18 protein-coding genes, 1 tRNA gene and 1 pseudogene are annotated in these 24,536 nt (G+C 74.4%); 12 read left to right on the forward strand and 8 right to left on the reverse strand.

Features of this window, described 5'->3' with window-relative positions:
- On the reverse strand, positions 1 to 249 hold a 249-nt coding region (locus C5N14_RS32710; protein ID WP_207892793.1), incomplete at its 3' end, for a hypothetical protein.
- A 282-nt stretch (positions 250 to 531) separates the two neighbouring features.
- Positions 532 to 615 (reverse strand) — tRNA-Leu (locus tag C5N14_RS19560).
- Between the two features lie 223 nt (positions 616 to 838).
- On the opposite strand from C5N14_RS19560, the pseudogene C5N14_RS33280 reads away from it, so the two are divergent.
- A pseudogene (locus C5N14_RS33280) lies at positions 839 to 1,042 on the forward strand (tetratricopeptide repeat protein); the annotation flags it as partial.
- A 1,115-nt stretch (positions 1,043 to 2,157) separates the two neighbouring features.
- On the opposite strand, the gene C5N14_RS32260 reads toward C5N14_RS33280, so the two are convergent.
- The gene (locus tag C5N14_RS32260; RefSeq protein ID WP_117669573.1) at positions 2,158 to 2,418 is read right to left on the reverse strand and encodes a hypothetical protein; all 261 of its coding nucleotides are present in this window, start codon (positions 2,416 to 2,418) and stop codon (positions 2,158 to 2,160) included.
- Between the two features lie 394 nt (positions 2,419 to 2,812).
- Between C5N14_RS32260 and C5N14_RS33285 the strand changes: the two genes are divergently transcribed.
- The 5 genes from C5N14_RS33285 to C5N14_RS19600 all read left to right on the forward strand — a co-directional run bounded on the left by C5N14_RS33285 (position 2,813) and on the right by C5N14_RS19600 (position 11,004).
- Entirely contained in the window at positions 2,813 to 3,529 is a 717-nt protein-coding gene (locus C5N14_RS33285; RefSeq protein ID WP_243639801.1) for a fibronectin type III domain-containing protein, read from the forward strand.
- A gap of 152 nt (positions 3,530 to 3,681) precedes the next feature.
- Entirely contained in the window at positions 3,682 to 6,315 is a 2,634-nt protein-coding gene (locus C5N14_RS19585) for a fibronectin type III domain-containing protein (RefSeq protein WP_371685871.1), read from the forward strand.
- 27 nt (positions 6,316 to 6,342) lie between these two features.
- Positions 6,343 to 7,344, forward strand: a complete 1,002-nt coding sequence (locus C5N14_RS19590; RefSeq protein WP_117669574.1) for a MoxR family ATPase — start codon at positions 6,343 to 6,345, stop codon at positions 7,342 to 7,344.
- 16 nt (positions 7,345 to 7,360) lie between these two features.
- The gene (locus tag C5N14_RS19595) at positions 7,361 to 8,611 is read left to right on the forward strand and encodes a DUF58 domain-containing protein (protein ID WP_117669575.1); all 1,251 of its coding nucleotides are present in this window, start codon (positions 7,361 to 7,363) and stop codon (positions 8,609 to 8,611) included.
- Positions 8,587 to 11,004 carry a transglutaminase domain-containing protein gene (locus tag C5N14_RS19600; protein ID WP_117669576.1) on the forward strand — a complete coding sequence of 806 codons (2,418 nt, stop codon included), beginning with the start codon at positions 8,587 to 8,589 and terminating at the stop codon, positions 11,002 to 11,004. The genes C5N14_RS19595 and C5N14_RS19600 overlap by 25 nt, the downstream gene beginning before the upstream one ends.
- A 134-nt stretch (positions 11,005 to 11,138) precedes the next feature.
- Here the strand turns inward: C5N14_RS19600 and C5N14_RS19605 are convergent, their stop codons facing one another.
- Together C5N14_RS19605 and C5N14_RS19610 are read right to left on the reverse strand one after the other, a co-directional pair.
- Positions 11,139 to 11,930 carry an SDR family oxidoreductase gene (locus C5N14_RS19605; RefSeq protein ID WP_117669577.1) on the reverse strand — a complete coding sequence of 264 codons (792 nt, stop codon included), beginning with the start codon at positions 11,928 to 11,930 and terminating at the stop codon, positions 11,139 to 11,141.
- 32 nt (positions 11,931 to 11,962) lie between these two features.
- Complete coding sequence (locus C5N14_RS19610; RefSeq protein ID WP_117669578.1) at positions 11,963 to 12,916, reverse strand: LLM class F420-dependent oxidoreductase; 954 nt, start codon at positions 12,914 to 12,916, stop codon at positions 11,963 to 11,965.
- Between the two features lie 286 nt (positions 12,917 to 13,202).
- On the opposite strand from C5N14_RS19610, the gene C5N14_RS19615 reads away from it, so the two are divergent.
- Complete coding sequence (locus tag C5N14_RS19615; protein WP_117669579.1) at positions 13,203 to 14,048, forward strand: DUF1028 domain-containing protein; 846 nt, start codon at positions 13,203 to 13,205, stop codon at positions 14,046 to 14,048.
- Positions 14,049 to 14,148: 100 nt separating this feature from the next.
- Here the strand turns inward: C5N14_RS19615 and C5N14_RS19620 are convergent, their stop codons facing one another.
- Complete coding sequence (locus C5N14_RS19620; RefSeq protein ID WP_117669580.1) at positions 14,149 to 14,820, reverse strand: maleylpyruvate isomerase N-terminal domain-containing protein; 672 nt, start codon at positions 14,818 to 14,820, stop codon at positions 14,149 to 14,151.
- 48 nt (positions 14,821 to 14,868) lie between these two features.
- Positions 14,869 to 15,939, reverse strand: a complete 1,071-nt coding sequence (locus C5N14_RS19625) for a LacI family DNA-binding transcriptional regulator (RefSeq protein ID WP_243639796.1) — start codon at positions 15,937 to 15,939, stop codon at positions 14,869 to 14,871.
- Positions 15,940 to 16,120: 181 nt separating this feature from the next.
- On the opposite strand from C5N14_RS19625, the gene C5N14_RS19630 reads away from it, so the two are divergent.
- From C5N14_RS19630 to C5N14_RS19645, 4 genes are all read left to right on the forward strand, one after another.
- Positions 16,121 to 17,824, forward strand: a complete 1,704-nt coding sequence (locus C5N14_RS19630) for a DUF4127 family protein (RefSeq protein ID WP_165878159.1) — start codon at positions 16,121 to 16,123, stop codon at positions 17,822 to 17,824.
- Positions 17,821 to 19,413, forward strand: a complete 1,593-nt coding sequence (locus tag C5N14_RS32265; protein WP_165878160.1) for a hypothetical protein — start codon at positions 17,821 to 17,823, stop codon at positions 19,411 to 19,413. The genes C5N14_RS19630 and C5N14_RS32265 overlap by 4 nt, the downstream gene beginning before the upstream one ends.
- A 53-nt stretch (positions 19,414 to 19,466) precedes the next feature.
- On the forward strand, positions 19,467 to 21,929 hold the full coding sequence (locus tag C5N14_RS19640; protein ID WP_117669583.1) for a DUF4127 family protein: 2,463 nt from the start codon (positions 19,467 to 19,469) through the stop codon (positions 21,927 to 21,929).
- Between the two features lie 225 nt (positions 21,930 to 22,154).
- Positions 22,155 to 22,607 (forward strand): YbhB/YbcL family Raf kinase inhibitor-like protein, encoded by a 453-nt coding sequence (locus tag C5N14_RS19645; protein WP_117669584.1) that lies wholly within the window; start codon positions 22,155 to 22,157, stop codon positions 22,605 to 22,607.
- Between the two features lie 29 nt (positions 22,608 to 22,636).
- Here the strand turns inward: C5N14_RS19645 and C5N14_RS19650 are convergent, their stop codons facing one another.
- On the reverse strand, positions 22,637 to 23,521 hold the full coding sequence (locus tag C5N14_RS19650) for a phosphatase PAP2 family protein (RefSeq protein WP_117669585.1): 885 nt from the start codon (positions 23,519 to 23,521) through the stop codon (positions 22,637 to 22,639).
- A gap of 94 nt (positions 23,522 to 23,615) precedes the next feature.
- On the opposite strand from C5N14_RS19650, the gene C5N14_RS19655 reads away from it, so the two are divergent.
- Positions 23,616 to 24,362, forward strand: coding sequence for a DUF3159 domain-containing protein (locus C5N14_RS19655; RefSeq protein ID WP_243639806.1), 747 nt, complete (start codon positions 23,616 to 23,618; stop codon positions 24,360 to 24,362).
- The last annotated feature ends 174 nt before the right edge of the window (positions 24,363 to 24,536 follow it).

The following is a 24,536-nucleotide window of genomic DNA, read 5'->3' on the forward strand; positions in this document are numbered from 1 at the left end:
TAGGCGCCCGCTGGCTGGTTCAGCCACGATGAGCACGCGGTCGCCGGCAGCAAGACCACACCATTGACGCACCACTGCCGGCAGTCGAACGTGGCCTTCTTTCGTCACCTTGAAGACGCCCTGACTATCGGCTGATACGACGATCAGCCCACGGCGCTCTCTTATGTGCAGTCGCAGTCCGGGACTCCACTGGAGTCCCTTCATCGCCGACCGGTCGGCGATCCGACCACGCGAATCGAGCGTCGCCACGCCATAGACAGCTGTACGGCTTCGGGGCACGGCAAGACTCGGAAGCGGCAGTGGAGGACGTCTCATTACCGTCGCGGAGGAGCCAGGAGCACCGCGCCTAGCGGTCGCCTGACCGGGCAGGGCAACGGCGGGGATCACTGACGAGCTGCCTCGTGTCGACGAAGGACTCGCCGCACGCCGCTCACTGAAAGTAGCGCCTGACGTGGCGCTGGAGGGAATTTTGCGGTGGTCAAGCATGCTCAACCACCGCTACGTCTACGTCGCACATATGAGACGTACTCGTGTCCGAGGGGGGACTTGAACCCCCACGCCCTATACGGGCACTAGCACCTCAAGCTAGCGCGTCTGCCATTCCGCCACCCGGACTTACTCGTTCAGCCTACCCTGTCGGCCGGGGTGGCTTCACCACCCGTCGACCGCCCTGGAGGGCCGCACGGGGGATTACTGTACACGGCGGCCGTGGATCATGCACACCACCTTCCCGGCGACCCGTTAGGCCAGGTCAGAGGGCTGACACCCACGACTGGGGCACGCCGACTCGATCGTGATCGGCAGGGCGGGTGGCGTCGAGCCACCTCCTCCGGGCAGCATGACTGACGTGTCACAGCCCTCTCCCCTGGCCGCCCTCCAGCACCGGGCGCTGGCCCAGCGCGCCTCCGGCGACCTCGCCGGGGCACGTCGGCTGCTGGCCGACGCGCTCGGACCGATCCGGGCCAGCTACGGCGAGGACCATCCGGAGGTACTGCGTACCGCGCACCTGTTGGCCCGCCTGCACCGCGAGACGGACGATCCGGCCGCCGCGCGGCGCGTACTGGAGGAATGCCTCGCGGCCGGCGAGCGCCGTTGGCATCCCGCCGACCCGCTGCTGCTCGCGCTCTCCCTGGACCTCGCCTCGGTCTCCGAGGAACTGGGCAACCGGCACGAGGCCCGCCGCCACTACTCCCGCGTCGCGAGCGCCGGGCCCGCCGTGCTCGGCGCGGACCACCCGGCGGTACGCGAGGCGCGGCACTACCTCGGCCCGGGCGCGCCCGGGGCGGCGCCCTCCGCTCCCGCGTACGACCCGTCCGCCGCCCAGCCCCAACCGATCACCCCCCAGCCCGGCCCGATCGTCCCCCAGCAGGGCCCGACGGCGCTCGATGGTCCGACCATGCCTCTCGCGCCCGTTCCGATGCCCCCGCCGCCGCGGCAGGCGCAGGCCGCCGCGCCGCGGCCCGGAGCCGCGCCGCCTCCGTCGGCGTCCGTCCCGCCCCGGCAGCCGTCGCCTCCGCCTCTGCCGCCGGTCCCGGCGCCGCAGCAGTACCTTCCGGCTCCGCCTCAGGTTCCAGCCCCGCCCCAGCAGCTTCCACCGCAGTTCCCGGCCCCGCCGCCGGCCGAGCCAGCACCAGCACCAGCACCAGCACCAGCACCAGCACAGCGAAGTCCCGAGCCGTCCCGTGCACCAACGGCGCAGGGGCCCCTGCCCGTACCCCCACTTCCCGCTCCCCCACAACAACGCACCACGCCGGTTGACGCGCCCGCCCAGCAGGCGGCCTCCCCGTGGTCACCGGCCCGGGTCGCCGCGCCGCCAGAGCCCCAGGCTCCGGCTCACCCGGCGCCGGCACCCCAGCCCCCGCCTTACCCGGCGCCGGCTTCCGGCACCCAGCCCGGGCCGCCGCATCGGACCTACCCTCCGCCGCCGGCCGTGCCGTCTCCGCGTACCGGGCCGCCCACGCCACCCCAACCACCGGCACCGGCCGCACCGACCTCCCCGTGGGCACCGCAGCCCACGTCGAGAGGCGCCCAGCCCACGTCCGCCCCACCGGCACTGGCCACGCCGCAGGCAGTGCCCGCGCCGCGTCCGCCCACCGGGCCGGCACCGCAACCGGCACCGCCGCCCGTCCCGGCGCTGGGCTGGGACAAGCCGACCATTCAGGTACGGCAGATCGACGCGCTGCTGCGGGAGGAGGCCACCCGCGGGGCCGGTACGCAGGCCGGGCCGGTCAGCGACGGTCCGGCGGCACCGGTGAGCAGCGCTCCGCCGGATGCCGGTGCTCCGATCAGCGCCCCGCCCGCCAGCGGTCCCCCGGCCATCCCGGTCAGCGCCCCGCCGACGAACGTACGACCGGTCAGCGGCACACCGGTCAACACGCCGCCCGTGACCGCGCCGCCGGTGGTCGGCACGCCGTTCATGTCACCGCCCGTAAGTGGGCCACCCGTAAGCGCACCACCGGTGAGCGGTACGCCGTACAGCGCACCGCCCTTCAGCGCACCACCACACAGCGCACCACCACACAGCGCACCACCCTTCAGCGCACCACCCTTCAGCGCACCACCCTTCAGCGCAACGCCGGTCAGTAGTCCGCCGGTCAGCGGGGCGCCCGTGCCGCCCTGGGGCATGACGGCGCCGCCGTGGAGCAGCGCCGCGCCGCCGCAGCCACTGGCTCCGACCGTCGACCCCGACCCGGCCCCGGACCTTGGGGACGGTTCCGACCGTTCCGCCGAGGAGCCGGACGGGCCGCCCGCCGACCGGCAGCCGGAGCCTGGCCCCGCGCCACCGCCACGGTCGCCCGGTCCGGAGCCGTCGGTGCCGGGGCTCGACGCGTCCGCCGTCGCGCCACCCCCGGTCCCGCCACCCCCGGGCCCGCCGCCCCCGCACCTGGACCACCGCTCCGGCGCCGCCGACCAGGGGCCGGCCGGGCAGGACTGGACGCGGCAGCGGGCGACCGACCCCGGGCCCGCCGAGCAGGGGCAGCAGGGGCAGGCCTGGCACGAGCAGGACGGCTGGCGGGCCGCCGACGACTACCCCTCGCCGCAGGATGCGTGGCAGACGACGTACCAGGAGGAGCCGACCGGACGCGGCCGGACGGTGGTCCTGGTCGCGGTGGTGGCGCTGGTGATCCTGGCGATCGTGGTCGGCGTCGCGGTGCTGGTGTTCGACCGCGACGAGGCGGCTCCCCCGGGCTCGGCACCGGTGTCGGCACCGGCGTCGGCGTCGGCCGTCCCGAAGGCGAGTGGCCCCCCGCCGGGTGACCTCAAGTTGCGCGACGACAGCAGCACGATCACCCTCACCTGGACGGATCCGTCCTCCGGCGCGGTGCCGTTCATGGTGGCCGGTGGACGGACCGGGCAGAAGCTGGGCGTGCTGGCCACCGTGGATCCGGGGCAGACCAGCTACACGGTCAACGGCCTCAACTCGCGGGTGGACTACTGCTTCACCGTGCTGGCGGTCTACTCCACCGACGCCTTCGCCACCTCCGGGCAGGTCTGCACCGCCCGGACGCCGGCCCCGACGGCGAGCTGACCCGCCGTCCACCCCGCACACGCTGGGTGTCCACAGGCGGACGGTGCGGGTTTCCCCTGCCTCAGGGTGGCCATATGATGGCACCCGGCTCGGGGAGGGTCGCCGGTCACCGGCGCGCCGACCGGCATGACGACACGGGGAGGCAGCCGCTTGTGGCCACCATCGACGACGCCGTGAGCACCGGGCCGGAGGTTCCCGGCCGCCGTTCCCGCTGGCGTGGCGGCCTGGTCACCATCGGCACGGTGGGGGCGCTGCTGGCCGCGATGGGCCTCACCGTCCTCGGGCTGGGCGCCGCCGACAACGCGGTGGCCAACTACGACGCCAGCAGTTGGCTGTGGAGCGCGGCGCGCAGCGAGATGGCCCGGGTCAACGGCATCACCGCGCGCGTGGACACCCGGGTGGAGGTCCCCGACGCCCGCCGGCACCCGATGCAGGTCATCCAGACCGACCGGCTGCTGGTCCTGCGTGACCTGAACACGGGGCAGGTCAGCTCGCTGGACCTGGCCACCCTCCAGATCACCGCCAGCACCCGGACCACCCCCGGCCTGGGCGTCAACGTCGCGCTGCACGAGGACGCCGCGTTCGTGGTGGACGCCGTGCAGGGCATCGTCCGGCAGCTCGACCCGCGCTCGCTGGCCCCCGTCGGCGAGCCGGTGCGCTACCCGCCGGGCATCACCGGCGGGGCGTTCGACGGGGAGGGCCGGCTCTGGATCGCCGTCCCGGCCGAGGGCACCGTCTCCGCGGTCACGGCGGCGGAGCTGCCGTCCGAGCCGGGCTCGGCCGCGCCGGCCGGCTCCGGCGTCAGCCCGAAGAAGGTCGAGACGTACGAGATCGCCGACCCCAGTCACGAGCTGGTCGTCTCCACGCTGGACGACGGGGTGGCGGTCCTCGACCGCACGGCCGGCGCGCTGGTGCGGGTGCAGCGCGGCGAGGTCACCCGGACGCAGTTGACGATGGCCGGGCCGGGTGCCCTGCCGGCGCGGACCAGCGGGCCGAAGGTGCCGGTGACGGTGCCCGGCGACCGGACGGTGCACGTGGTCGGCGCCAGCGGCGAGGAGCGTGCGTTCACCGTGCCTGGCCGGGGTGACGGGCTCAGCCCGGCCGTGGCCTGGGCGGACCGGTACTACTGCGCCGACGAGAGCACCGGCACGGTGTACTCCTTCGACGCCGGCGGGCAGCTCGTCGACACGATCGGAGGCAAGGGCTCGACCGGCCCGCTGGAGCTGGAGGTGCGGGAGAACCGGCTGTTCATCAACGCGCCGGACTCGTCGACCGCCCGGGTGGTCGACGACAAGCACCAGGTGCGCGAGGTCAACAAGTACGCCAACGACGTGCTCGGCGGCGACCCGCCGCCGGCGCCCCCGCCGCCCCCGCCGAAGAAGCCGAAGGTGAGCAAGCCGAGCGCGCCGCGCAGCGTCACCGCGTCGGCCGGCAACGCGCAGGCCCGGGTGAGCTGGCGACCGGCCGCCGCGAACGGCGCGGAGATCATCCGGTACGTGGTGGAGGGTGCCGGCCAGCGCCGGGAGGTGGGCGCGAACCAGCGGTCGGTGGAGATCACCGGCCTGACCAACGGCGAGACGTACCGGTTCTCGGTGCACGCGGTCAACGCCAAGGGCGACGGCCCGGCGCGGACCAGCAACCCGGTCACCCCGACCGCCGCGGTGCCGGACCCGCCGGCCAGCGTCACGGCCGAGGCCCGGCCGAACGGCACGGTACTGGTCAAGTGGCCGGCCGCCAACGGCCAGGGCAACACCATCACGAAGTACGCGGTGACGGCGACCTCGGCCGGCGCGACCGCCCCGGCCGGCGAGTCGGCGAAGACCGAGCTGGTGGTGCCGGCCGGCGAGCTGGAGTACGGCACGCAGTACGCGTTCACCGTCGTCGCGGTCAACGACCGGGGCGCCGGCTCGAAGGCCTCCCCGGTGAGCAACAGCGTGGTGCCGTTCGCGGCGCCCGACCAGCCGGTGGACCTGCGGGCGTCGACGGTGGCGGACCAGCCGGGCACCGTGGCGGTGCAGTGGTCCCCGGCGCCGGCCAACGGCCGGCCGGTCACGAAGTACCTGGTGGACGTCGGCGGCCGGGCCAGCGAGGTGACCGACACCCGGGCCACCGTGAACGGCCTGGGCGACGGGCAGAACGTCACCGTGAAGGTGAAGGCCGTCAACGAGGCCGGCCCGGGCCCGGAGGCCACCGCCACCGCCCGCACGGTCGCCCAGCCCCGGGTCACCGTCACCGGCTCGTCGGCGACGGCCACGGCCGTCACGGTCACCTTCACCGTGGACGCCGGGGGCGGGAAGGCGACCTGCACCGTCAGCGTCCCGGGCGAGGCGCCGGTGCAGGCGAGGAACTGCGCCAGCGCGACCGTGTCCGGCCTGACGCCGGGCACGAGGTACACGGCCACGGTGACGGCGAGCAACGCCGCCGGCAAGGGCACCGCGGACCGGGCCCAGGCCACCGATCCGCTGTACGGGATCGCGACCTGCAACAACGGGCCCGACGGCGACCAGCGGACGTACTGCGACCGGGACGTGGCCGGCCGCAACGGCAACGAGATCTTCCGGGTGCCCCGGCAGGACAACGACCAGCAGGCCGGCTGGGCCAAGCCGGGCCGGCGGCTGAAGGCGTACTGCAAGAGGCAGGGCGAGAACGTCGACTCCTGGATCTACAACAACCAGAAGCAGAGCACCTGGTGGGTGCAGGTCGAGTACAGCGGGAAGAACTACATCCCGTGGGCCTGGCTCAACCTCGAGGGCGAGGACAACATCAAAGTCCTGCCCACCTGCTGACCGCGCCACCAGGCAAGGAGCACCACCGTGAACACCAACGAACCGCTCACCCAGCCGGAGGTGCAGGGCTTCGCCGCCCTCGCCGCCCGGCTGGCGGAGAACGTCAACTCGGTGGTGCTGGGCAAGCCGCAGGTGGTCCGGCTGGCGCTGACGGCGCTGTTCGCGCAGGGACATGTGCTGCTGGAGGACGTGCCAGGGGTCGGCAAGACCACCCTGGCCCGGGCGATCGCCGCCACCGTGAAGGGGCAGTGGCGGCGCATCCAGTTCACCCCGGACCTGCTGCCCTCGGACGTGTCCGGGGTGACCATCTTCAACCAGGCCACCCGGGGCTTCGAGTTCCACCCGGGGCCGGTGTTCGCCAACATCGTCATCGCCGACGAGATCAACCGGGCGTCGCCGAAGACCCAGTCGGCGCTGCTGGAGGTGATGGAGGAGCGCACCGTCACCGTGGACGGGGTCCGGCACCCGGTGCCGCAGCCGTTCCTGGTGGTCGCCACGCAGAACCCGGTGGAGATGGACGGCACGTACCGGCTGCCGGAGGCGCAGCTCGACCGGTTCCTGGTGAAGCTCTCCGTCGGCTACCCCGACGAGGCGGTCGAGGTGGAGGTGCTGCGCGGGGCGACGGTCCGCTCCCCCGAGGCGCTGGCGGCGATCACCGACACCGACACCGTCGGGGAGATGGTGCGGATGGCGAGGCGGGTGCACATCGCCGAGCCGCTGTACGCGTACGCGGTCCGGCTGGCCGCCGCGACCCGCCACCACCCGCAGGTACGGGTGGGGGTGAGCCCCCGGGGGGTGATCGCGCTGACCCGGGCGGCGTGCGCGTACGCGCTGATCGACGGGCGGGGCTGGATCATGCCGGAGGACCTCAAGGCGCTCGCCGAGCCGGTGTTCGCGCACCGGCTGCTGCTCGGTTCGGACGCGCAGGTGCGGGGGGTGACCCCCGCCGAGGTGCTCCGTCAGGCGGTCGCCTCGGTGCCGGTGCCGCTGCCGTCGGGTCAGGTCGCCCCGGCCCCGGTTCAGGGCTGAGGCGGGCCGTACGGACGTGGGGATCACCGCCCGGGGCGCCGGGCTGCTCGTGGCCGCCGTGGCGCTGCTCGGCACCGGGTTCCGGTTCGCCTACCCGGAGCTGACACTGCTCGGCGCGGCGGCGGCCGTCGCGGTGGGGTACGCCCTGCTGGTGGCGCTGTGGCGGCCCCGGCTTGAGGTGACCCGGCACGCCGACCCGGACCGGGTGTCCCGGGGTGAGCCGGCGCGGATGGTGCTGACGGTGCGCAACGCCGGGCGGGTGCGGGCGGCGAACCTGCTGGCCGAGGACCGCTGCGGAGAGCGGGCGGTGCCGGTGCCGGTGCTGCGGCTGCGGCCCGGTCGGGACACCACGATCAGCTACGACGTGCCGACCGACCGGCGGGGCGTGGTGCCGGTCGGGCCGCTGCGGGTGACCCGGCGCGACCCGCTGGGGCTGGTGGCGCTGGCCCGCCCGTACTCGGGCACGGTGCCGGTGTGGGTGCACCCGCGCGTCCACCCGCTGACGGCGGTGCCGAGGGGGGCCGGGCGCAGCCTCGACGGCCGGGTGGACGGCGTGCCGCACGGGTCGATCACGTTCGACTCGTTGCGGGAGTACGTGGTCGGCGACGAACTGCGCCGGGTGCACTGGCGCACCAGCGCCCGGGTGGGCGAGCTGATGGTGCGGGAGAACGTGGACACCAGCCTGCCCCGGATCGTGGTGCTGCTGGACGACCGGGCCGCCGCCCATTCCGACCCGGAGTCGTTCGAGTCGGCCTGCGAGGCGGCGGCGTCGGTGGTCGCGGCGGCGCTGCGCGCCGACCTGCCCGTGGCGCTGCTGCTGGTGGCCCCGAAGCAGCCCACCGACGACGGGCAGCCGGCGTCGGCCGGGGGCCGGTGGGCGGCCCGGGTCGTGGGCCGGCTGCGGGCCCGGCGCGCCGCGCCGCCGGCCAGCACGGCGGCGAGCGGGGCGGCCGAGGCCGGGGGCGGGCCGCTGGACCGGCTCGCCGCGGTCCGGCTGGACCCGGGGGACGCCGGTGCGGCGCTGCGCGCGGCGACGGCCCGGCTGCGTCAGCAGCGACTGGGCGACACGCTGGTCTTCCTCACCGGGCCGGGCGGCCGGGGCGACCTGGGGCACCTCGGCGCGCTGCGCGGGGCGTACCCGTCGGTGGTGGTGGGGGTGTTCGGGGCGGCGGAGCCGACGCCGCCCGGCGCGACCGGGATGGTGGTCGTGGACGCGGCCGACGGGGCCGCGTTCGCGGCCGAGTGGGACGGGGTCCGCCGGTGGTGAGGGTGCTGCGGGTACTGCGGGCGGCGCCGCTGCCGCTCGCGCTGGTCGCGCTGGTCGCGCTGACCGGGGTGGCGCTGGGCCGGGTGTACGCTCCGGGCCTGCTGCCCCGGCTGGTGATCGGCGCGGCGGTGGGTTCGGTGCTGGTCAGCGTGGCCGCCCGGCGGCTGCCGTCCTGGCTGGTCGCCCCGCTGTCGGTGGCCGGCCTGGCCGGGTACGCGGCGTGGTCGCTGCGGGTGGCCGCCGACGCGGCCGGACTGCCCGGCTCGCTGGCCGAGGTGACGGCGGACGCGGCGCGCAACGGCATTCCCCGGCTGCTGACCGCGATGATCCCGGTCGAGCCGACCCCGGACACCGTGCTGGTGCCGCTGGTCGCGGCGTGGCTGGCCGGGCTGGCCGGCGCGGAGGTGGCGCTGCGGGCCGGCCGGGTGCTGCTGGGGTACCTCCCACCGGCGCTGCTCTACGCCGGGGCGCTGTACGTGGTCGGGCCGAACGCGGACCCGGCGATCTGGCCGACGGTGGCGTTCGCGGCGGTCGCCGCGGTCGGGCTGGCCTTGCCGTCCCGGGGGCCGGGTCCGTCGGGTCCGGACCCGACCGTCGGTCTGGCCCCGGGGGTGCGGGCGGCGGTGCGGGTACGTCTCGCCGCCACCACCGCCGCCGGGCTGGTCGTGGTGGTGGGCCTGGCCGCCCTGCTCGGCCCGGTGGTGGCCGGGCGGGTCGACGACCGGCCGGTGGACCCGCGCCGGTACGTGGAGCCGCCGCAGGTGGAGTCGCTGGACGAGAATCCGCTGATCCGCATCTCCGGCTGGGCGTTGAACCCGCGGCAGAAGCTGCTGGACGTGACGACGCGCCGCCCCGGTACCCCGGCCGGAGCCCCGGATCCGGCGCGCACGCCGGCGGGGTCGACCGGCCCGGCGGACGGTGGCCGGCCGGACGCAGGTGCCTCGCCGGGCGAGAGCGCCGGGCCGGACAGCGGCGACGGGCCGGGCGACGGTGACGGGGGCCGGTCGGAGCGGATCCGGCTCGCGGTGCTCAGCGACTACGACGGGGTGACCTGGCGGGTCGGGGCGACGTACCGCAACGCCGGGCGGATCCTGCCGGCGACCGAGTCCGCCCCCGGGGCCACGGTGGAGACGGTCCGGCAGGAGATCACCGTGGCGGACCTGAGCGGGCGGCTGCTGCCCGCGGTGGCCACCCCGCGGGAGGTCAGCGGCGCCCGGGTCGCGTACGACCCGCAGACGGGGACGCTGATCCGGCCGGAGGGGCTGACGCCGGGGCTGCGGTACACGGTCACCTCGGCGGCGGAGCGGCCGGACAACAACCTGCTCGCCACGGCGGACGTGCCGGCCGGGGACGAGGTGGCCCGGGTCCTGCGGGTGGCCGACGGGGTGCCCGACCCGGTGCGCCGGCTCGCCGCCCAGCTCGCCGAGGACAACGGCGCCCCGTACGCGCGGGCGGCAGCGATCGAGCAGTTCCTCGCCGAGCACTACCGGGTGGTGGCGGACGCGCCGAGCGGACACGCGTACCCGAATCTGAACTTCTTCCTGTTCGGGCCGCGCAACGGCGGTGGCCAACGCGGCACGTCGGAGCAGTTCGCGGCGGCGTTCGCGGTGCTGGGCCGGCTGGTCGGCCTGCCCACCCGGGTGGTGGTCGGGTTCTCCTCCGGCGGGGACGGGCCGGTGCGCGCGGCGGACGCGTTCGCCTGGCCGGAGGTGCTCTTCTCCGGCCTGGGCTGGGTGCCGTTCGACCCGCTGCCCCGGCCCGACGACGAGCCGCGCCCGGTGGAGGAGGACTTCCGGCCGACGCCGGAGGACCCGCCGCCGTCGGAGGTGCCCGAACCGACCCTGGAGCCGACGGAGACCCCGCCGGCGCAGGCCGGGCCGGCCCGGCCGGTCGACTCCGGTGGCGTGTCGACGCCGGTGTTGGTCGGCGGCGGGGCCGGCGGTCTGCTGCTCGTCGTCGGGGCGGCGCTGGCGGTGCTGGTGGCGTTGCGCCGGGCGCGGTCCCGGGCCCGGCTGTCCACGGGCGACCCCGGCCGGCGGATCGCCGGCGCCTGGCGGGAGCTGACGGACGCGCTGCGGCTGGCCGGCCGGCCGGTGGGCGGGGACCTCGCCGCCACGGAGGTCGCCGAGCGGGCCCGGGCCGCCCTGGCCGAGGCCCGCGCCGGCCGCACCGGGGCCGGCACCGACCCGGTCCCCGCGCCGGTGCCCGCCGTCGACGAGCTGGCCGGCCTGCTCAACCAGGTCGCCTTCGCCCCGGGCAGCGCCAGCGAGGCACAGGCCGATTTGGCGGCGGCCCTGGCGACGGACTACGTCACGGCGCTACGCGCCGCCCGCCCCCGATGGCGCCGCCTCCTCTGGTCAGTCCACCCAGGCCCCCTCCACTGGCCCACCTAATCCCACCCCCACGCCCCCACCCCACCCGCCGCGTTGATCAAGAGGTTTGCGTCGGGGATCGGGCGCACCGGTGACGCAAACCTCTTGATCAACCGGGGTCAGCCGGCCGGGGGTGGGGCCGGGTGGGGTGGGGGTCAGGGGTGGAGGCGGCGGATCAGTTTGCGGAGGCCGGCCTGCCAGCCGTCGGGGTCCTCGGCACGGCGGCGGGCGTAGTTCGCGACCTCGGGGTGGGGCAGGATGAGGAACCGCTCCTCGGCCAGGCCGGCGATCACCGCGTCGGCCACCCGGTCGGGGTGCAGCACCGCGCCGGAGGCGGCGATCACCCGTGCCCCGAGGTGACCGGCGGCCAGTCCCTCGGCGAGCATCGGGGTGTCCACCCCCTGCGGGCACAGCGCGCTGACCCGGACGCCCTGGTCCCGGTAGGTGATCGCGAGCCACTCGGCCAGCCCGACCGCCGCGTGTTTCGTGGCGGTGTACGGGGCGTCGCCGACGGCGGTGAGCAGCCCGGCGGCCGAGCAGGTGTGCAGCAGGTACCCCTGGCCCCGGGCCAGCATGCCGGGCAGCACGGCCCGCGTCGAGTGCACGTGGGCGAGCACGTTGACCCGCCAGGCCCGCTCCCAGTCGGCGGCGGCGGCGTCCAGCCCCGCCTCGGTGGCGACCCCGGCGTTGGCGCAGAACAGGTCGATCCGGCCGTACCGTCGCTCGGTGTCGGCCACCAGGGCGCGGACCTGCTCCTCGGCGGTGACGTCGAGCTGCACGGCGTGGGCGACCGGGCCGACGTCCTCGGCGACGGCGCGGGCCCCGGCGGCGTCGAGGTCGGCCACCACGACGGCCGCCGCCCCCTCGGCGGCGAACCGGCGGGCGAGGGCGGCGCCGATGCCGCCGGCCCCGCCGGTGATCACCGCCACCCGGTCGGTGAGGTTCATGTCGGCTCCCTCCGTGGGCCCGGCTGGGCGGGTCAGGCCGGTCCCAGCCGGGCAATGAGGTCGGCCGGGTCGCCGGCCGGTTCCGGGGTCGGCAGCAGGGCCAGCACCGGTACGTCCACCCCGGCGTCGGCGTAGCGGCGCACCTGGTCGCGGCAGTGCTCGGGCGAGCCGTGCAGCACCAGCGTGTCGACCACCTCGTCGGGCACGGCGGCGCTCGCGCCGCGCCGGTCCCCCGCCGCCCAGGCCCGCCACATCGGCCCGAGCGTCTCCGCCCGGCCCAGCCACCGGTGGAACTCCGCGTACGCGGGCACGGTGAGGTAGCTGGTGATCAGCCGGCGGCCGAGGGCGCGGGCGTGTGTGACGTCTTCGGTGGGGCAGACGAAGATCCGGGCCACCACCTCGAACCCGTCCCGCCGCTGCCCCAACGCGCCGAGGGCGGTCGGCACGTCGTCGGCGGCGAGCCAGTTGAGGATCACCCCGTCGGCCTCGGCGCCGGCCAGCCGCAGCATTCCCGGACGCAGGGCGGCCAGCAGCAGCGGCGGCGGCACGGCCGGCGGCCGTTCCAGGGTGAACCGGCGCACCGCGAAGGTGTCGAACGCGCCGTCGACGGTCTGCCCGGCCAGGGCCGCCCGGACGAAGCGCAGCACGTCCCGGGTGCGCTTGAAGGGCTCGTCGAAGGGCACCGCGTTCCAGTCCCGCACCAGCACCGGCGAGGACGCGCCGATGCCCAGCGCGAACCGGCCGGGGGCGGCCTCGGCGAGCGCCGCAGCGTGCATCGCGAGCAGGCCCGGCCCCCGGGTGAAGGCCGGGGCGATGGCGGTGCCGAGGCGCAGCTCGGGCTGCCACGCGGCGGCCAGCGCCAACGGGGTGAACGCGTCGGCCCCGGCCACCTCGGACGACCAGAGGTCGGTGAACCCCGCCCCGTGCAGGGCCCCGTAGACAGCCGCGTGGTCGACCAGCGGAATGCCGCCGAGCGGCACGGTCATACCCCATCGGTTCGTCACCGGTCGATCCTCCCGCTGCCCGGGCCTTCCGGCAAGGCGCCGCCGGGCCGCGCCGCGCCCGCCCGCGGCGGGCCACGACTGCCAGTTGGGCGACCGGCGCGGACGACAGCGGCACCGGCCACCAGCGGCACGGGCAGCAGCAACACGGGCAGCAGCGCCACGGGCCCGGCGGTCCGGGGCGACAGCGGCGCCGGGCCCGGGCGACGCGCGGCGCGGCCCGGCGGTACGGGCGACGCGCGGCGCGGCCCGGCGGCGCTAACCTCCTCGGGTGACCTTCTCGATCGTGGGCCGCTCCGCCGACGGCCGGCAGCATGGTGTCGCCGTGGCCAGCAAGTTCCTCGCCGCCGGGGCGCTGGTGCCGGCCGCCGCGGCGGAGGTCGGCGCGCTGGCCACCCAGGCGCATCTCAACCTCGCCTACCGGGAGCAGGGGTTGGCGCTGCTGCGCACCGGGGTGGCCGCCGCCGACGTGGTCGCCGGGCTGGTGGCCGCCGACCCGGGTCGCGACGACCGTCAGCTCGGCGTGGTCGGGGCGAGCGGCGACGGGGCGACCTGGACCGGCCCGGGGTGCCACGGCTGGGCCGGCGGTCAGGCCGGGGACGGCTGGGCGGCCCAGGGCAACATCCTGGCCGGGCCGCACGTCATCGACGCCGTCCGGGACGCCTGGCTGGCCGGGGTGGCGCTGCCGCTGCCGGCCCGGCTGCTCGCCGCGCTACGCGCCGGCGACGAGGCCGGGGGCGACCGGCGGGGCCGGCAGAGCGCCGGCCTGTTCGTGGTCGAGCGGCGCGGCGGGTACGCGGGCACCGGCGACAGCCTGGTCGACCTGCGGGTCGACGACCATCCCGATCCGGTGGCGGAGCTGGGTCGGCTGCTCGACGCGCACACGCTGCTGTTCGGCAGGCCGGACCCGGCGACCTTGCTCGACCTGGCCGGCCCGCTGGCCGGGGAGGTCGCCGCGCTGCTGGCCGGCGCCGGGTATCCGGTCGGGGCGGCCGGGGTGTACGACGCGCTGGACTCCTGGGCGGGCGTGGAGAACCTGGAGCAACGCCTGGTTCCCGGCCGGATCGACCCGATCGTCCTGGCGCACCTGCGCCGCACCGCCCCCGACAGGGCCTGACCGGAGCCCGGCGATCCCACCGCCCGAGCCGAGTCGGACCAAGCCGAACCGGCGCGGGGCGGAGCGGGCGGGCCGGGGCGGGGCGGGCCGGGCTGGGCGGTCAACCACCGAAGGAGAGCCAGCGCACCCCGGCGGCGGTGAGCACGGCCCGTTCCCGGCCGGTGAGCGGCACCCGGCCGGTGGCCCTGCTCACCAGCGCGAGCCGGTCCCAGCCCAGCTCCGCCGGGACGTCCCGGCCACCGGTCAGCAGCGCCGCGACGACCTCGGCGGCGTCCGGGGTCAGCCACGGCGCGCGGCCCAGGGCGGCGGCCAGGTCGAGGCCGTGCACGCCGACCTCCACCACCCGGGTGAGCAGGAACTCGGACAGGGCCATGGCGTCGCCGTGCCGGGTGCGGACCACCCGGCCGGGCGGCTGGCGGCCCACCGCGTCGTCGGCCGCCTGCCAGGCGCGGTCGAACTCGGCCGCGACCGCCGCCGGGTCGGGCAGCTCGCGGGCCTCCCGGCGGGCGCTGTCGATCCGCGCCCGGTCGACTTCGGGGGTGAACTTCGCCGCGCCGAAGTAGCCGGCGGCGTCCACCTCGGCCCGGCCGGGTGTCGGCGCGGAGAGCATGCCGGCGAGGCGGCCGACGCCGGTGGAGACGTGGGCGACCAGCTCCCGTACCCGCCAGGGCGGGCAGCCGGTGGGCCGATCCAGATCGGCGGGGCCGAGGCCGCGCAGGACCCCGCCCAGCGTGGCGCACTCGTCGTGGAACGCCGCCCGTACCGCTCGCATGGGCCTCCCCGTCGTAGGTGAAGCCTCCAGTTTCGCAAACTCCGCTGGTCAGTTGCGGCCGGTTGCCGGGCCCCGGGCACCGAGGGTCTCACCCTCGACCAGTTCGCAGGGGAGCAGCCGTTGGTGGTCGCTGGTCCGGCCGTGCAGGATGTCGTCGAGCACTTCGATGGCCTGCCAGCCCATGTCCTCGCGGGGGATGCGGAAGCCGGTGAAGTCGAGGTCGGTCTCGGCCTGTTCGGTGGGATCGCCGAGCGCCAACAGGGACAGGTCACCGGGCACGGACAGGCCCCGGGCCCGCGCCGCCTCGGCCATCGCCACCGCCTCGACCAGTTCCTCGCAGAAGACGGCGGTGACCCGGGCCGAGCACAGTGCGTCGAGCAGTTCCGCCCGGGTCCGTCCGTCGGCCGGTTCGTGCCGACCGTCGACTCCGGTCTCCCGGACCGCAGCGGTGAAGCCGGCCAGTCGGTCGATGGCGGACTCGGGGCCGGCACCGGCGCCGACGTACGCCATCACCCGGTGCCCGAGGTCGACGGCGCGGCGGACGAGGGCGGCGGTGGCCTGGGCGTAGTCCGCACCGACATGTGGCACCGGACCGCCCTTGCCGGAGGGTAGATAGGCGTCGTCGCGTCGACCGACAGACACGAAGGGCATGTCCTCGGCGACCATCCGGGCCAACTCGTCGCGGGGAATCTCCCGACCGAGCAGAACACACCCGTCGGCGAGCCGGATGCGGTTGTTGTCGTGGAAGATCCGCCGGCTGCCGCCACTCACGGGGGCGCTAGTGAACAGCAACAGGTCGCACCCGATGCTCTCCGCGCACGCCTCGATGCCGGACAGGAACGGGTGGTAGAAGTTCACGCTGGTGCTCGGGAACACCGACTCGTAGGTGAACACGCCCAGGATCTGGTTGTGCTGCTGGAGCAGCCGCCGGGCGAGCGGGTCGGCGACGTAACCTGTCTCGCGGATGACGCGCAGCACTCGCTCCCGGGTCTCCGGGGCGATCCGCCAGGCCGCCTCACAACGGCCGTTGAGCACAAGGGACACCGTCGTCTGGCTCACCCCGGCCATCCGGGCGATCTCATTCTGCGTCAGCCTGCCCCGCCCTACGGACACGGACACCGGCCACCTTCCGAGGTGTAGGTATTGCCGACTGTTGTTGCGGAGGATGCTGCCCGGCCCGCGGAGCCAGTGTCAAGGGTGGACAGACGCAGTAATACGAATTACGGGCTCCGGCGCTCTTGACCCGGGGTTCCTGTTGATCCAAGACTCAGCGCACCGCCCGGCAACGCAAGGAGCCGAAATGCCTGATCATGCCCTGTCCCGACGTGGCCTTCTCCGGGCAGCAGGCCTCGCCGGTCTGACCGGCGCCGGCCTCGCCGCCCTCGGCCCCCCGGCTCACGCCCGGCCGAAGACCCCACGGCTCGGCGGTATCGCCCTTGTCCCCCTCGACGACCGGCCCTACACCTGGTACGCCCCGCAACAGATCGCCACCGGCGCCGGCTACGATACCCTGTTGCCGCCACGGAAGACCCTGGGTCGGCACTTCACCCCCGGCGACGGTCGCGCCGTCGGCCGGTGGCTCACCTCGTCCACCTCGTCGGCGGACGCGCTGGTCGTCGCCCTACCGATGCTCGCCTACGGTGGACTGCTCAACTCCCGCAACAGCTCCGTACCAGAGGCCGAGGTATTCGCCCGGCTGGCGGCGGTACGGACCGTCCGACGGCGCCGCCCGCACCGGCGGCTCTACGCCTTCGACACCATCATGCGGCTCACCCCCGAAGGGCCGTGGCGCAACGAACTGCGGGTCTGGGCGACGGTGAAGGACGAGGTCGACAACCTCGGAATGGTGGAGAAGCGCCCTCACCTCGACGAGCTGGAGTCCCAGATCCCGGCCGACGTGCGAAGCGACTATCTGTCCACCCGGGCCAGGAATCACCGGGTCAACCTGACGATGATCGAATGGGCTGCCGAAGGGATCTTCGACTTCCTCGTGGTGGGCCAGGACGACGCCACCGGCAACGGCCTGCACCGACCGGAGTCCCAGGCACTCGCCGCCCGCATCGCCGAACTGGGCGTCGGTGACCGGGTGGTGATCTACCCGGGTGCCGACGTGGTGGCCGCCCTGCTCATCGCCAAGATCGCCATCAGCGACGCCGGCGTGCGTCCCAAGGTGAGCATCGAATACTCCCGGGTGCCGGGTGATGCCTGGACCGCGCCCTTTCAGAACATCCCGTACGCCCAGCTCGTCCGGGGCTACGTCGACATCCTCGGCGGGACGGTCGTGGACCAGCCGGAGCAGTCCGACCTGGTCCTGATGGCCAACACAGGTGGCAGTTCCGCGTCGGTGGCGCCGTTCGCCGACCGTCTGGTGGCCCACGTCCGGGCCGGCCGCCCCGTGGCCCTTGGCGACGACGCGATCGCCGGACACTCCGACCGGCGACTACTGTCCCTGCTCAACGGCCGAATCCGGTACGTCGAGCTGGCTGGCTACTCCGGCTGGAACGTCGGGATCAGCCTTGCCCAGGCGATGTCCCGCTGGGCGCTGCGGCAACGATCGGTGTGTGGTGACCTGCCACCCGGCGCGCGGGCCACCGCCGGCGAGCCGGTGCTGGCCGCACGGCGGGCACTCCTGCACGACGCGGCCCGAGCCAGCATCGAACTGTCCGTCTCGGAACTGGTGCAGACCGACTCGTACCGCAACAACGTCCGCACCGCCACCACCGCCTACGCGTCCTCGCTGGGCGAGCCGGACCCGCAGATCATCAAGACCTACTTCTCCCAGATCAACGCGTACGCGGTCGACAACACCACCCCGTACGCGGAGAAGCTGTTCACCGACGAGTTCGCCGGGGCCACGCTCGCCCTCGGCAGCGATGGACGATCGCCGGTGACGGCCCGCGTGGACCGACTCGACGCCTGGCACATCTACCTACCCTGGGACCGCACCGGCGAGATAGCCGCCGAGCCCCGGATCGTCCTGACCTCGAATCGGGGGCACCGGTGAGGGCGCGGGCAGCGGCGTTGGTGGCCGCGCTCATCGTCGGCGTCGCGGCGCCGATCCCGGCCGCTCCGGCCGTCGCCGCCACCCCCGTCCCTCTCGTCGACAGCTACTTCGACTGGCTCCTGGCGTCGTACGACGGGGTACGCAACGGGTTGCGCCGGGACATCGAACACATCTACGGCAACCAGTTCACGGTAGCCGGCCGGCCCTGCTCCCCGGCGAGTCCGTGCACCGTCGGCGGACCGCGGCAGAGCACCGCCGCCTGCACCAGCCTCCAGTTCATCTCGGTCTACCTCGACCAGCGGGCCGCGTACGAGCAGCGGTCGCTGTCGAGCGTGGAGACCGGAATCATCGACGAGTTCGCCAACGCGGTGCTCGCCCACCGGCTGACCAAGAACCCGAACGCACCGAAGATCTTCGACGATGCGGTGGCCGGCACCACGGACGGCCAGATCCGCTACTTCACCTCGTTCGGCAACGCGGCGTGCGGAGAGGCTCTGCTGGCCGCCCACCAGGCGACCGGCACCCCCGGATACCTCGACGCGGCCACCGGCATCGGCGAGTTCCTGCTCCGTATGCAGGACCCGCGCGCCTACTACCTGTCCTACGGCATCCATCCGTTCGTCGACGGACTCGGCCAGCCCACCACCCCGCCGGGCGGCTACGTGGACCAGATCTCCAGTTGGAGCAACCTCTACTCGACGATCTCCATCTGGAATCTCACGGCGATCGCGTTCTTGCAGCGGTTGGAGACAGCCGTAGCGCCGTCGGACAACAGGTACGGCCTGTCGGCCGCCACCGCCCGGCAGTTCCTCAGCACGGGCCTCCAAGCCGGCGCGGACTGGTACACCTTCGACTTCGACTCCCCCACCACCAGCCAGAACCGGGTGGTCGCGCAGAGCGCGTACAGCGCGGACTGCCGTGACAACCAGTGGCACCGCAAGGGATCCTGCACCTACACCAACGGCCAGATCGCCGGCGGAACCCTGGGCACCGACATGATCGAGTACGGACTGGCCGGACTCTACGACCACGAACGCCAGCTCAACGGCGCCAGTTCCGCGGCCGCCGCCGTAGCGACCCTCTACACCACCTACACCAGCCTCCCGGGCTGGCACACCGCCTCGGCCAGCGACCCGCTCGACTGTGTCGACGACACCGCGTCCGGAGCCGTGGACCCGTACTACCCACCGGACAACCAGGGGGCGACGCCGTCGGGTGACGCGTGGGACTACGACCCGCACCTGTCCTTCGGTGGCTTCTTCCGCCTCACCTCGCCCAATGTGAACGCCGAGGCGAAGTACTACGACATCGTCGGCTTCGGCGTCCTCGCCGAGCTGCGCAAGGAACTGGTACCGGCCAAGTTCACGGCGGGTTACCAACGGTTGCAGCAGGCGGACCGGCAGGACGCGCTCTACGCCCTGCTCGACCGCTCACTGGTCGCGATGTTCCTACCCACCCGGGACACCAACGACCTCGACGGTGACACCGACACCACCGAATACCTGTGCAAGGGCACCCGGGGCACTCTCCCGATCGCCCACAACGGGCTCGGCATCCTCAAGGCGGTCGGCTACGCCGGCACCCGGTGACCCTCCCACCGACCGGCGACCTCCATCCCCCAGCACCGAACGAGAGAGAACCGATGCGTCGCATCAGACGACTCATACCCCGCACCCTCAGCATCGTCACCACCACCGCCGTCACCCTCACCCTCGCGGTCGCCCTACCGGGCGCTCCGGCCGCAGCCGCCCGGCCGCCGACCAACCTGGGCCAGCTCGCCGTCGTACCGCTGGACGACCGGCCGTTCACCGCGTACACGCCGGTCGCGGTCGCCGAGGCCGGCGGGCACCAGGCGCTGACACCACCGAAGAACCTGCTCGGCGAGTACTTCACCTATGGTCAGGCCGACGCGGTCGGCGCCTGGTGGCGGAAGTCCGCCGCCGGCGCGGTCGGCTCGGTCGTCGCGGCCCCGATGCTCGCCTACGGCGGCCTGGTCGCCTCCCGGTCCTGCGAAACCAGCCTGGCCGACGCGCGGGGGCGGCTCACCGTGCTGGACGAGGTGAAGCGGAAGAACCCCGACAAGCCCCTCTACGCGTTCGACGTGATCATGCGCCTCACCATCGAGCCGACCAGCAGCTATCCCGGCATGTACTCCGGTCCCATCCGGCGCTGGGCGATTCTGATGGACCAGGTGGAGAACCTCGGACAGGAGGAGCACCGGGCCGAGTACGAGCAGGTCGCCAACGAGATCCCCGAGGAGGTCAAGGCGGACTTCCGCTGTGCCCGGGCTCGGAACCACCAGATCAACCGAGACATGATCGAACGGGTCGCGAACGGCACCGTCGACTACCTGATCCTCGGCCAGGACGACGCCACCGAGTACGGCCCGCACCGCCTGGAGAAGGCCGGCCTGGCCGCGCTCACGGCGAAACTCGGGGTCCAGGACCGGGTCAAGATCTACCCGGGCGCGGACATCCTCGGCGCGCTGCTGGTGGCCAAGCACATCACCAAACGGCTCGGCGAATCCCCGACGGTCGACGTCGAGTGGTCCCGGACCCCCGGCGACCAGTGGGTCGCGCCCTATCAGGACGTCCCCTACGCCACCCTGGTCGACGAATACGTGCGTACCCTCGGTGCCCGCCCCTCTGACCGGCCCGACGCCGACATCCTGTTGATGGCGAACACGGCCGGGGGCGGAGACCTGGAACCCTTCGCCGACCGCATCCACGACGCGGTGGCCCGGGGCCGACTCGTCGCAGTCGGCGACGACGCGGTGGCCGGGAAGGTGGACAGCGAGCTGCGTTCACTGCTCGCCCCCCGAATCCGGTTCGGGGAACTGGCCGGTTGGTCCGGCTGGAACATCGGTCTGTCGATCTCCCAGTCGGTGGTCCGCGCGGCGCTGTTGCAGGCGAGCCGGACCGGACGACTGCCGGGCTTCCCGGGCAAGTCGAAGGGGCTTCCCTTCCAGAACGCACGCCAGGCCATCCTGCTGGGCGCCGCCACCGCACACGTCGAGTTGACGTTGCAGGAGCTGGCCCACACCGATGTCTACCGAAACCAGGTGCTCAGCCAGGTCCAGGCGTACGCCCGGGACAACGGCGACGATCCGCAGCACATGACGAAGGTGTTCGAGGGCGCCAACCAGATCGCGGTGGAGCGGACCAGGCTGCTGGCCGATCAGCTCTTCGCCGACGAGTTCGCCGGCACCCCGATCCGAGCCGGCGACGACGGCCGGTACGAGGTGAGCGCCGTCGTGCACCGGCTGAATTCCTGGGAGATGACGCTGGCCTGGTCGCGCTACCAGGAGCTGGAGGCCTTCCCCACACTCGCCCTGAGCACCGCCCCCACCGACCGCGGCGCGCTGCTCACCGTCTCGGCCCTGCCCGTGCGAACCACGGTTCGGCCGGACTCGGACGTGGACACCCGGATCACCGCGGTGCTCCGTAACGACGTCGACGTTCCGGTGACGGCAAAGCTCGGCGCCGTCGTCCCGCAGGGGTGGGCCAGCCCGGCCCCGGTCGAGGTACGGCTCGCCCCGTTCGCGGTGGTGGAGGTTCCGTTGACCGTGGGAGTCCGACAGCTCGCGGCCGAGCAGAGCGCCACCGTCACGGTCGACGCCCCACACGGCGTGCTGCCAAGCGGGTTCCGCCCGTTCACCGCGAGCGCCACCACGACCGTCAGCGCGGTGTGGCGCAACGTGGCGCTGGCGTCCGAAGGTGCCACGGCCACCGCGTCGGGCTGGTGGCAGAAGTACGTGCCAGCACACGTGATCGACGGCAACCGAGCCAGCGCCGGTAGTCGCTGGATCACCGATCCGGCCGGCAGCCACTGGCTCCAGGTGGGGTTCGCCGACCCGGAGCTGATCGACACCGTGCAGCTCCACCAGTACGGCGGGTACGAGCTGACCGCGTACCGGATCTCGGGCCTCGTCGACGGTGTCTGGCAGGTGCTCAGCGAGATCACCGGAAACACGACCCAGGTCACCACGCACACGTTCACGCCGGTCCGCGCAACCTCGGTCCGCCTCGACGTGCTCCACAGCCGGGACAGCCGGGCGCGGCTCTACGAGATCGAGGTGACCTGCCGGGCCGACTCCTGCGGCTGACCGTCCGCCCCACCGGGCCCACGGACCAGCGTCAACACCACCGCCCGCAGGTCCGGTTACCGGATGTTTCTCCACCGGTAACCGGACCTGCGGGCGGCCTGCGGGGTCCGCCGCACTCCGGGTGCGGGTAGGTCGCGGCTGGCACCAGGTGTCGTCGGGGCGGCCCGTTTCGCGCCGGCCCCGGCGGGTACGCGCGCCCCGGACGAAGGAGAGGGGTGCCCAGAGATGGCCGGCATCATGCTGCGCAGCACCGCGTTCAACGATCATGACCAGTTGCCCGGACGCTTCGCCCGTGACGACGCGAACGTCTCGCCGCCGTTGCAGTGGGCCGACGTGCCCGACTCGGCGCAGGAGCTGGTGCTGCTCGTCGAGGACCCCGATGCGGGCCGGGAGCCGTTCGTGCACTGGCTGGTCACGGGGATCACGCCGGAGAGCGACGGGGTGGCCGAGGGGGCGGTGCCCGACGGAGGGCGGGAGTGGCCGAACGGGTTCGGCGCGGCCGGCTGGGGTGGCCCGCGCCCGCCGCAGGGCGAGGATGCGCACCGCTACTTCTTCCGCCTGTACGCGCTGGACCGGCCGCTGGAGCTGCCCGCCGAGCCGTCCGCCGGGGACGTGCACCGGGCGTTGGCCGGCCGCGAGCTGGCCAGCGGCACCACGGTCGGCACCTACCGCCGCTGACCGGGCAGCCCTCCGGCCGCCGCGCCGGGTCAGCCCTTGATGCGGGGGACGAGCCGGTGCACGACGGCGAGCACCAGCGCCGCGACGATGGCCATGCTGCCGGCGATGCCGGCGGCGCTGCCCGCGTAGCCGACGAACAGCGACCGGCGGCCCATCTGGTCGGGGTCCAGCCGGGGCAGGTCGACCAGCCAGGACAGGGCCAGCCCCGAGCTGACCACGGCCAGGGCGCCGGCCAGGCCGAGCACCACGGCGGCGACGCGGTGGGCGTCGGCCGGCTCCACCTGGGCCTGTTCCCGCTGGGTGACCAGCAGTAGCAGCCCGGCCAGCGCCGCCCAGACCCCGACCACCAGGAACGCCGCCACGGCGTCGCTCGGGCGGTGCCAGCCGGCGGAGAGGGTGGCCACCCCGGCGACGGCCGCGTACCCGGCGCCGACGAACGCGCCGAGTACCCGCACGGTGCGCGGGAGCACCAGGATCAGCGCCAGGGCCACCGACGCCGCCACGGCGGTGTGCCCGCTGGGCAGGCTGTTGCCGGCGACGGCCCGTTCCGGGTCGATGCCGTACTCGGGCCGGTCCAGGACGTACTTGAGCAGTTGGGTGGTCGCGTTGGCCCCGGCGATCAGCAGGGTGGCCGTGATGGCCAGCGCGACCCGACGCCGGATCAGCGCGATGAAGCCGATCACCGCCGTGGCCACCAGCAGCGACAGCGCCGACATGGTGTTGAGGACGCGGTTGACCGGCTCGGCGATGCGGTCCTGGCCGATCCGGTTGCCGGTCAGCGCCACCGTGTCGACCCACTGGCCGAGTTCGGTGTGCAGGGCGGCGCGCCACACCACGACGAACGCGACCGCCTGGGCGAGGGCCAGTACGACCAACCAGACCGCCGTCCAACCCCTCGCCGCGCGCACCCGCACACCGTAGCGGCCCGTCCGGGCACGCCTCCTGGTGGCCCGCCGACACCCTGACGTTAGTTTGGAGCGGACCGACAGGAGGTGGCCGGTGACCGCCATGCCCGGGCCCGACGGGCCGTCCACCCGTGAGCCGCACCCGGCCGATCGACCGGAGTCGCTCGCGGACCTGCTCGGCGGCCGGCGGGGCGCGGTCGACGCCACGCTGCCGCCGGTGGCGTTCGCGGTCGGTTGGCTGGCCACCGGTCACTCGCTGGTCGGCGGGGTGGCCGCCGCGGTGCTGGCCGGGACGGCCGTGGCCGGCTGGCGGCTGCGCCGGGGGGACCGGCCGGGCTCGGTGCTGGTCGGCCTGCTCGCGGTCTGCGTGGCCGCGCTGATCGCGTTGCGCACCGGGCGGGCCACCGACTTCTTCCTGATCCAACTGCTGTCCAACGCGGCCAGCGCGCTGGCCTGGGTCGTCAGCATCGCGGTCCGCTGGCCGCTGCTGGGCGTCGTGGTGGGGGTGGCGCTGCGCCAGCGGGGGCGGTGGCGGCGCGACCCGGCGCTGCTGCGGGCGTACTCGCGGGGCAGTTGGGTGTGGGCGGCCACGTACGTGCTGCGGCTGGCGGTCTTCGTGCCGCTCTACCTCGGCGGTCAGGTGCTGGCGCTGGTGGTGGCGCGGGTCGCGCTGACCTGGCCGCTGGTGGCGACGGCGCTGGCGGTGAGCTGGCTGGTGATCCGCCGGTCGCTGCCGGCCGGGCACCCGGGGCTGCGGCACCCGGTCACCGTGCCCGGGCCGGCGGTGCGGGCCGGTGCGGACGACGTCAGCGGCGCGGGCCGAGCGGGCGGAGTCGGGACGGGTGCCTGAGCAGCGGGCGCGGCTGGCGGGCGCGGGCCGGGGCCAGGACGTAAAGGGAGAGGCCGCCACGGGGGGAGCGGCCTCTCCGGTGACGTACGTTACTCCGTCCACGACCGTCGCGTGATCCCTCGACGACCACTTTTTCCGGTGCTTTTTCGCGGCAACTTCGGTTTCGGGCGGTGG

Origin of the sequence: Micromonospora sp. MW-13, assembly GCF_003434305.1 — a bacterium.
GTDB lineage: Bacteria > Actinomycetota > Actinomycetes > Mycobacteriales > Micromonosporaceae > Micromonospora.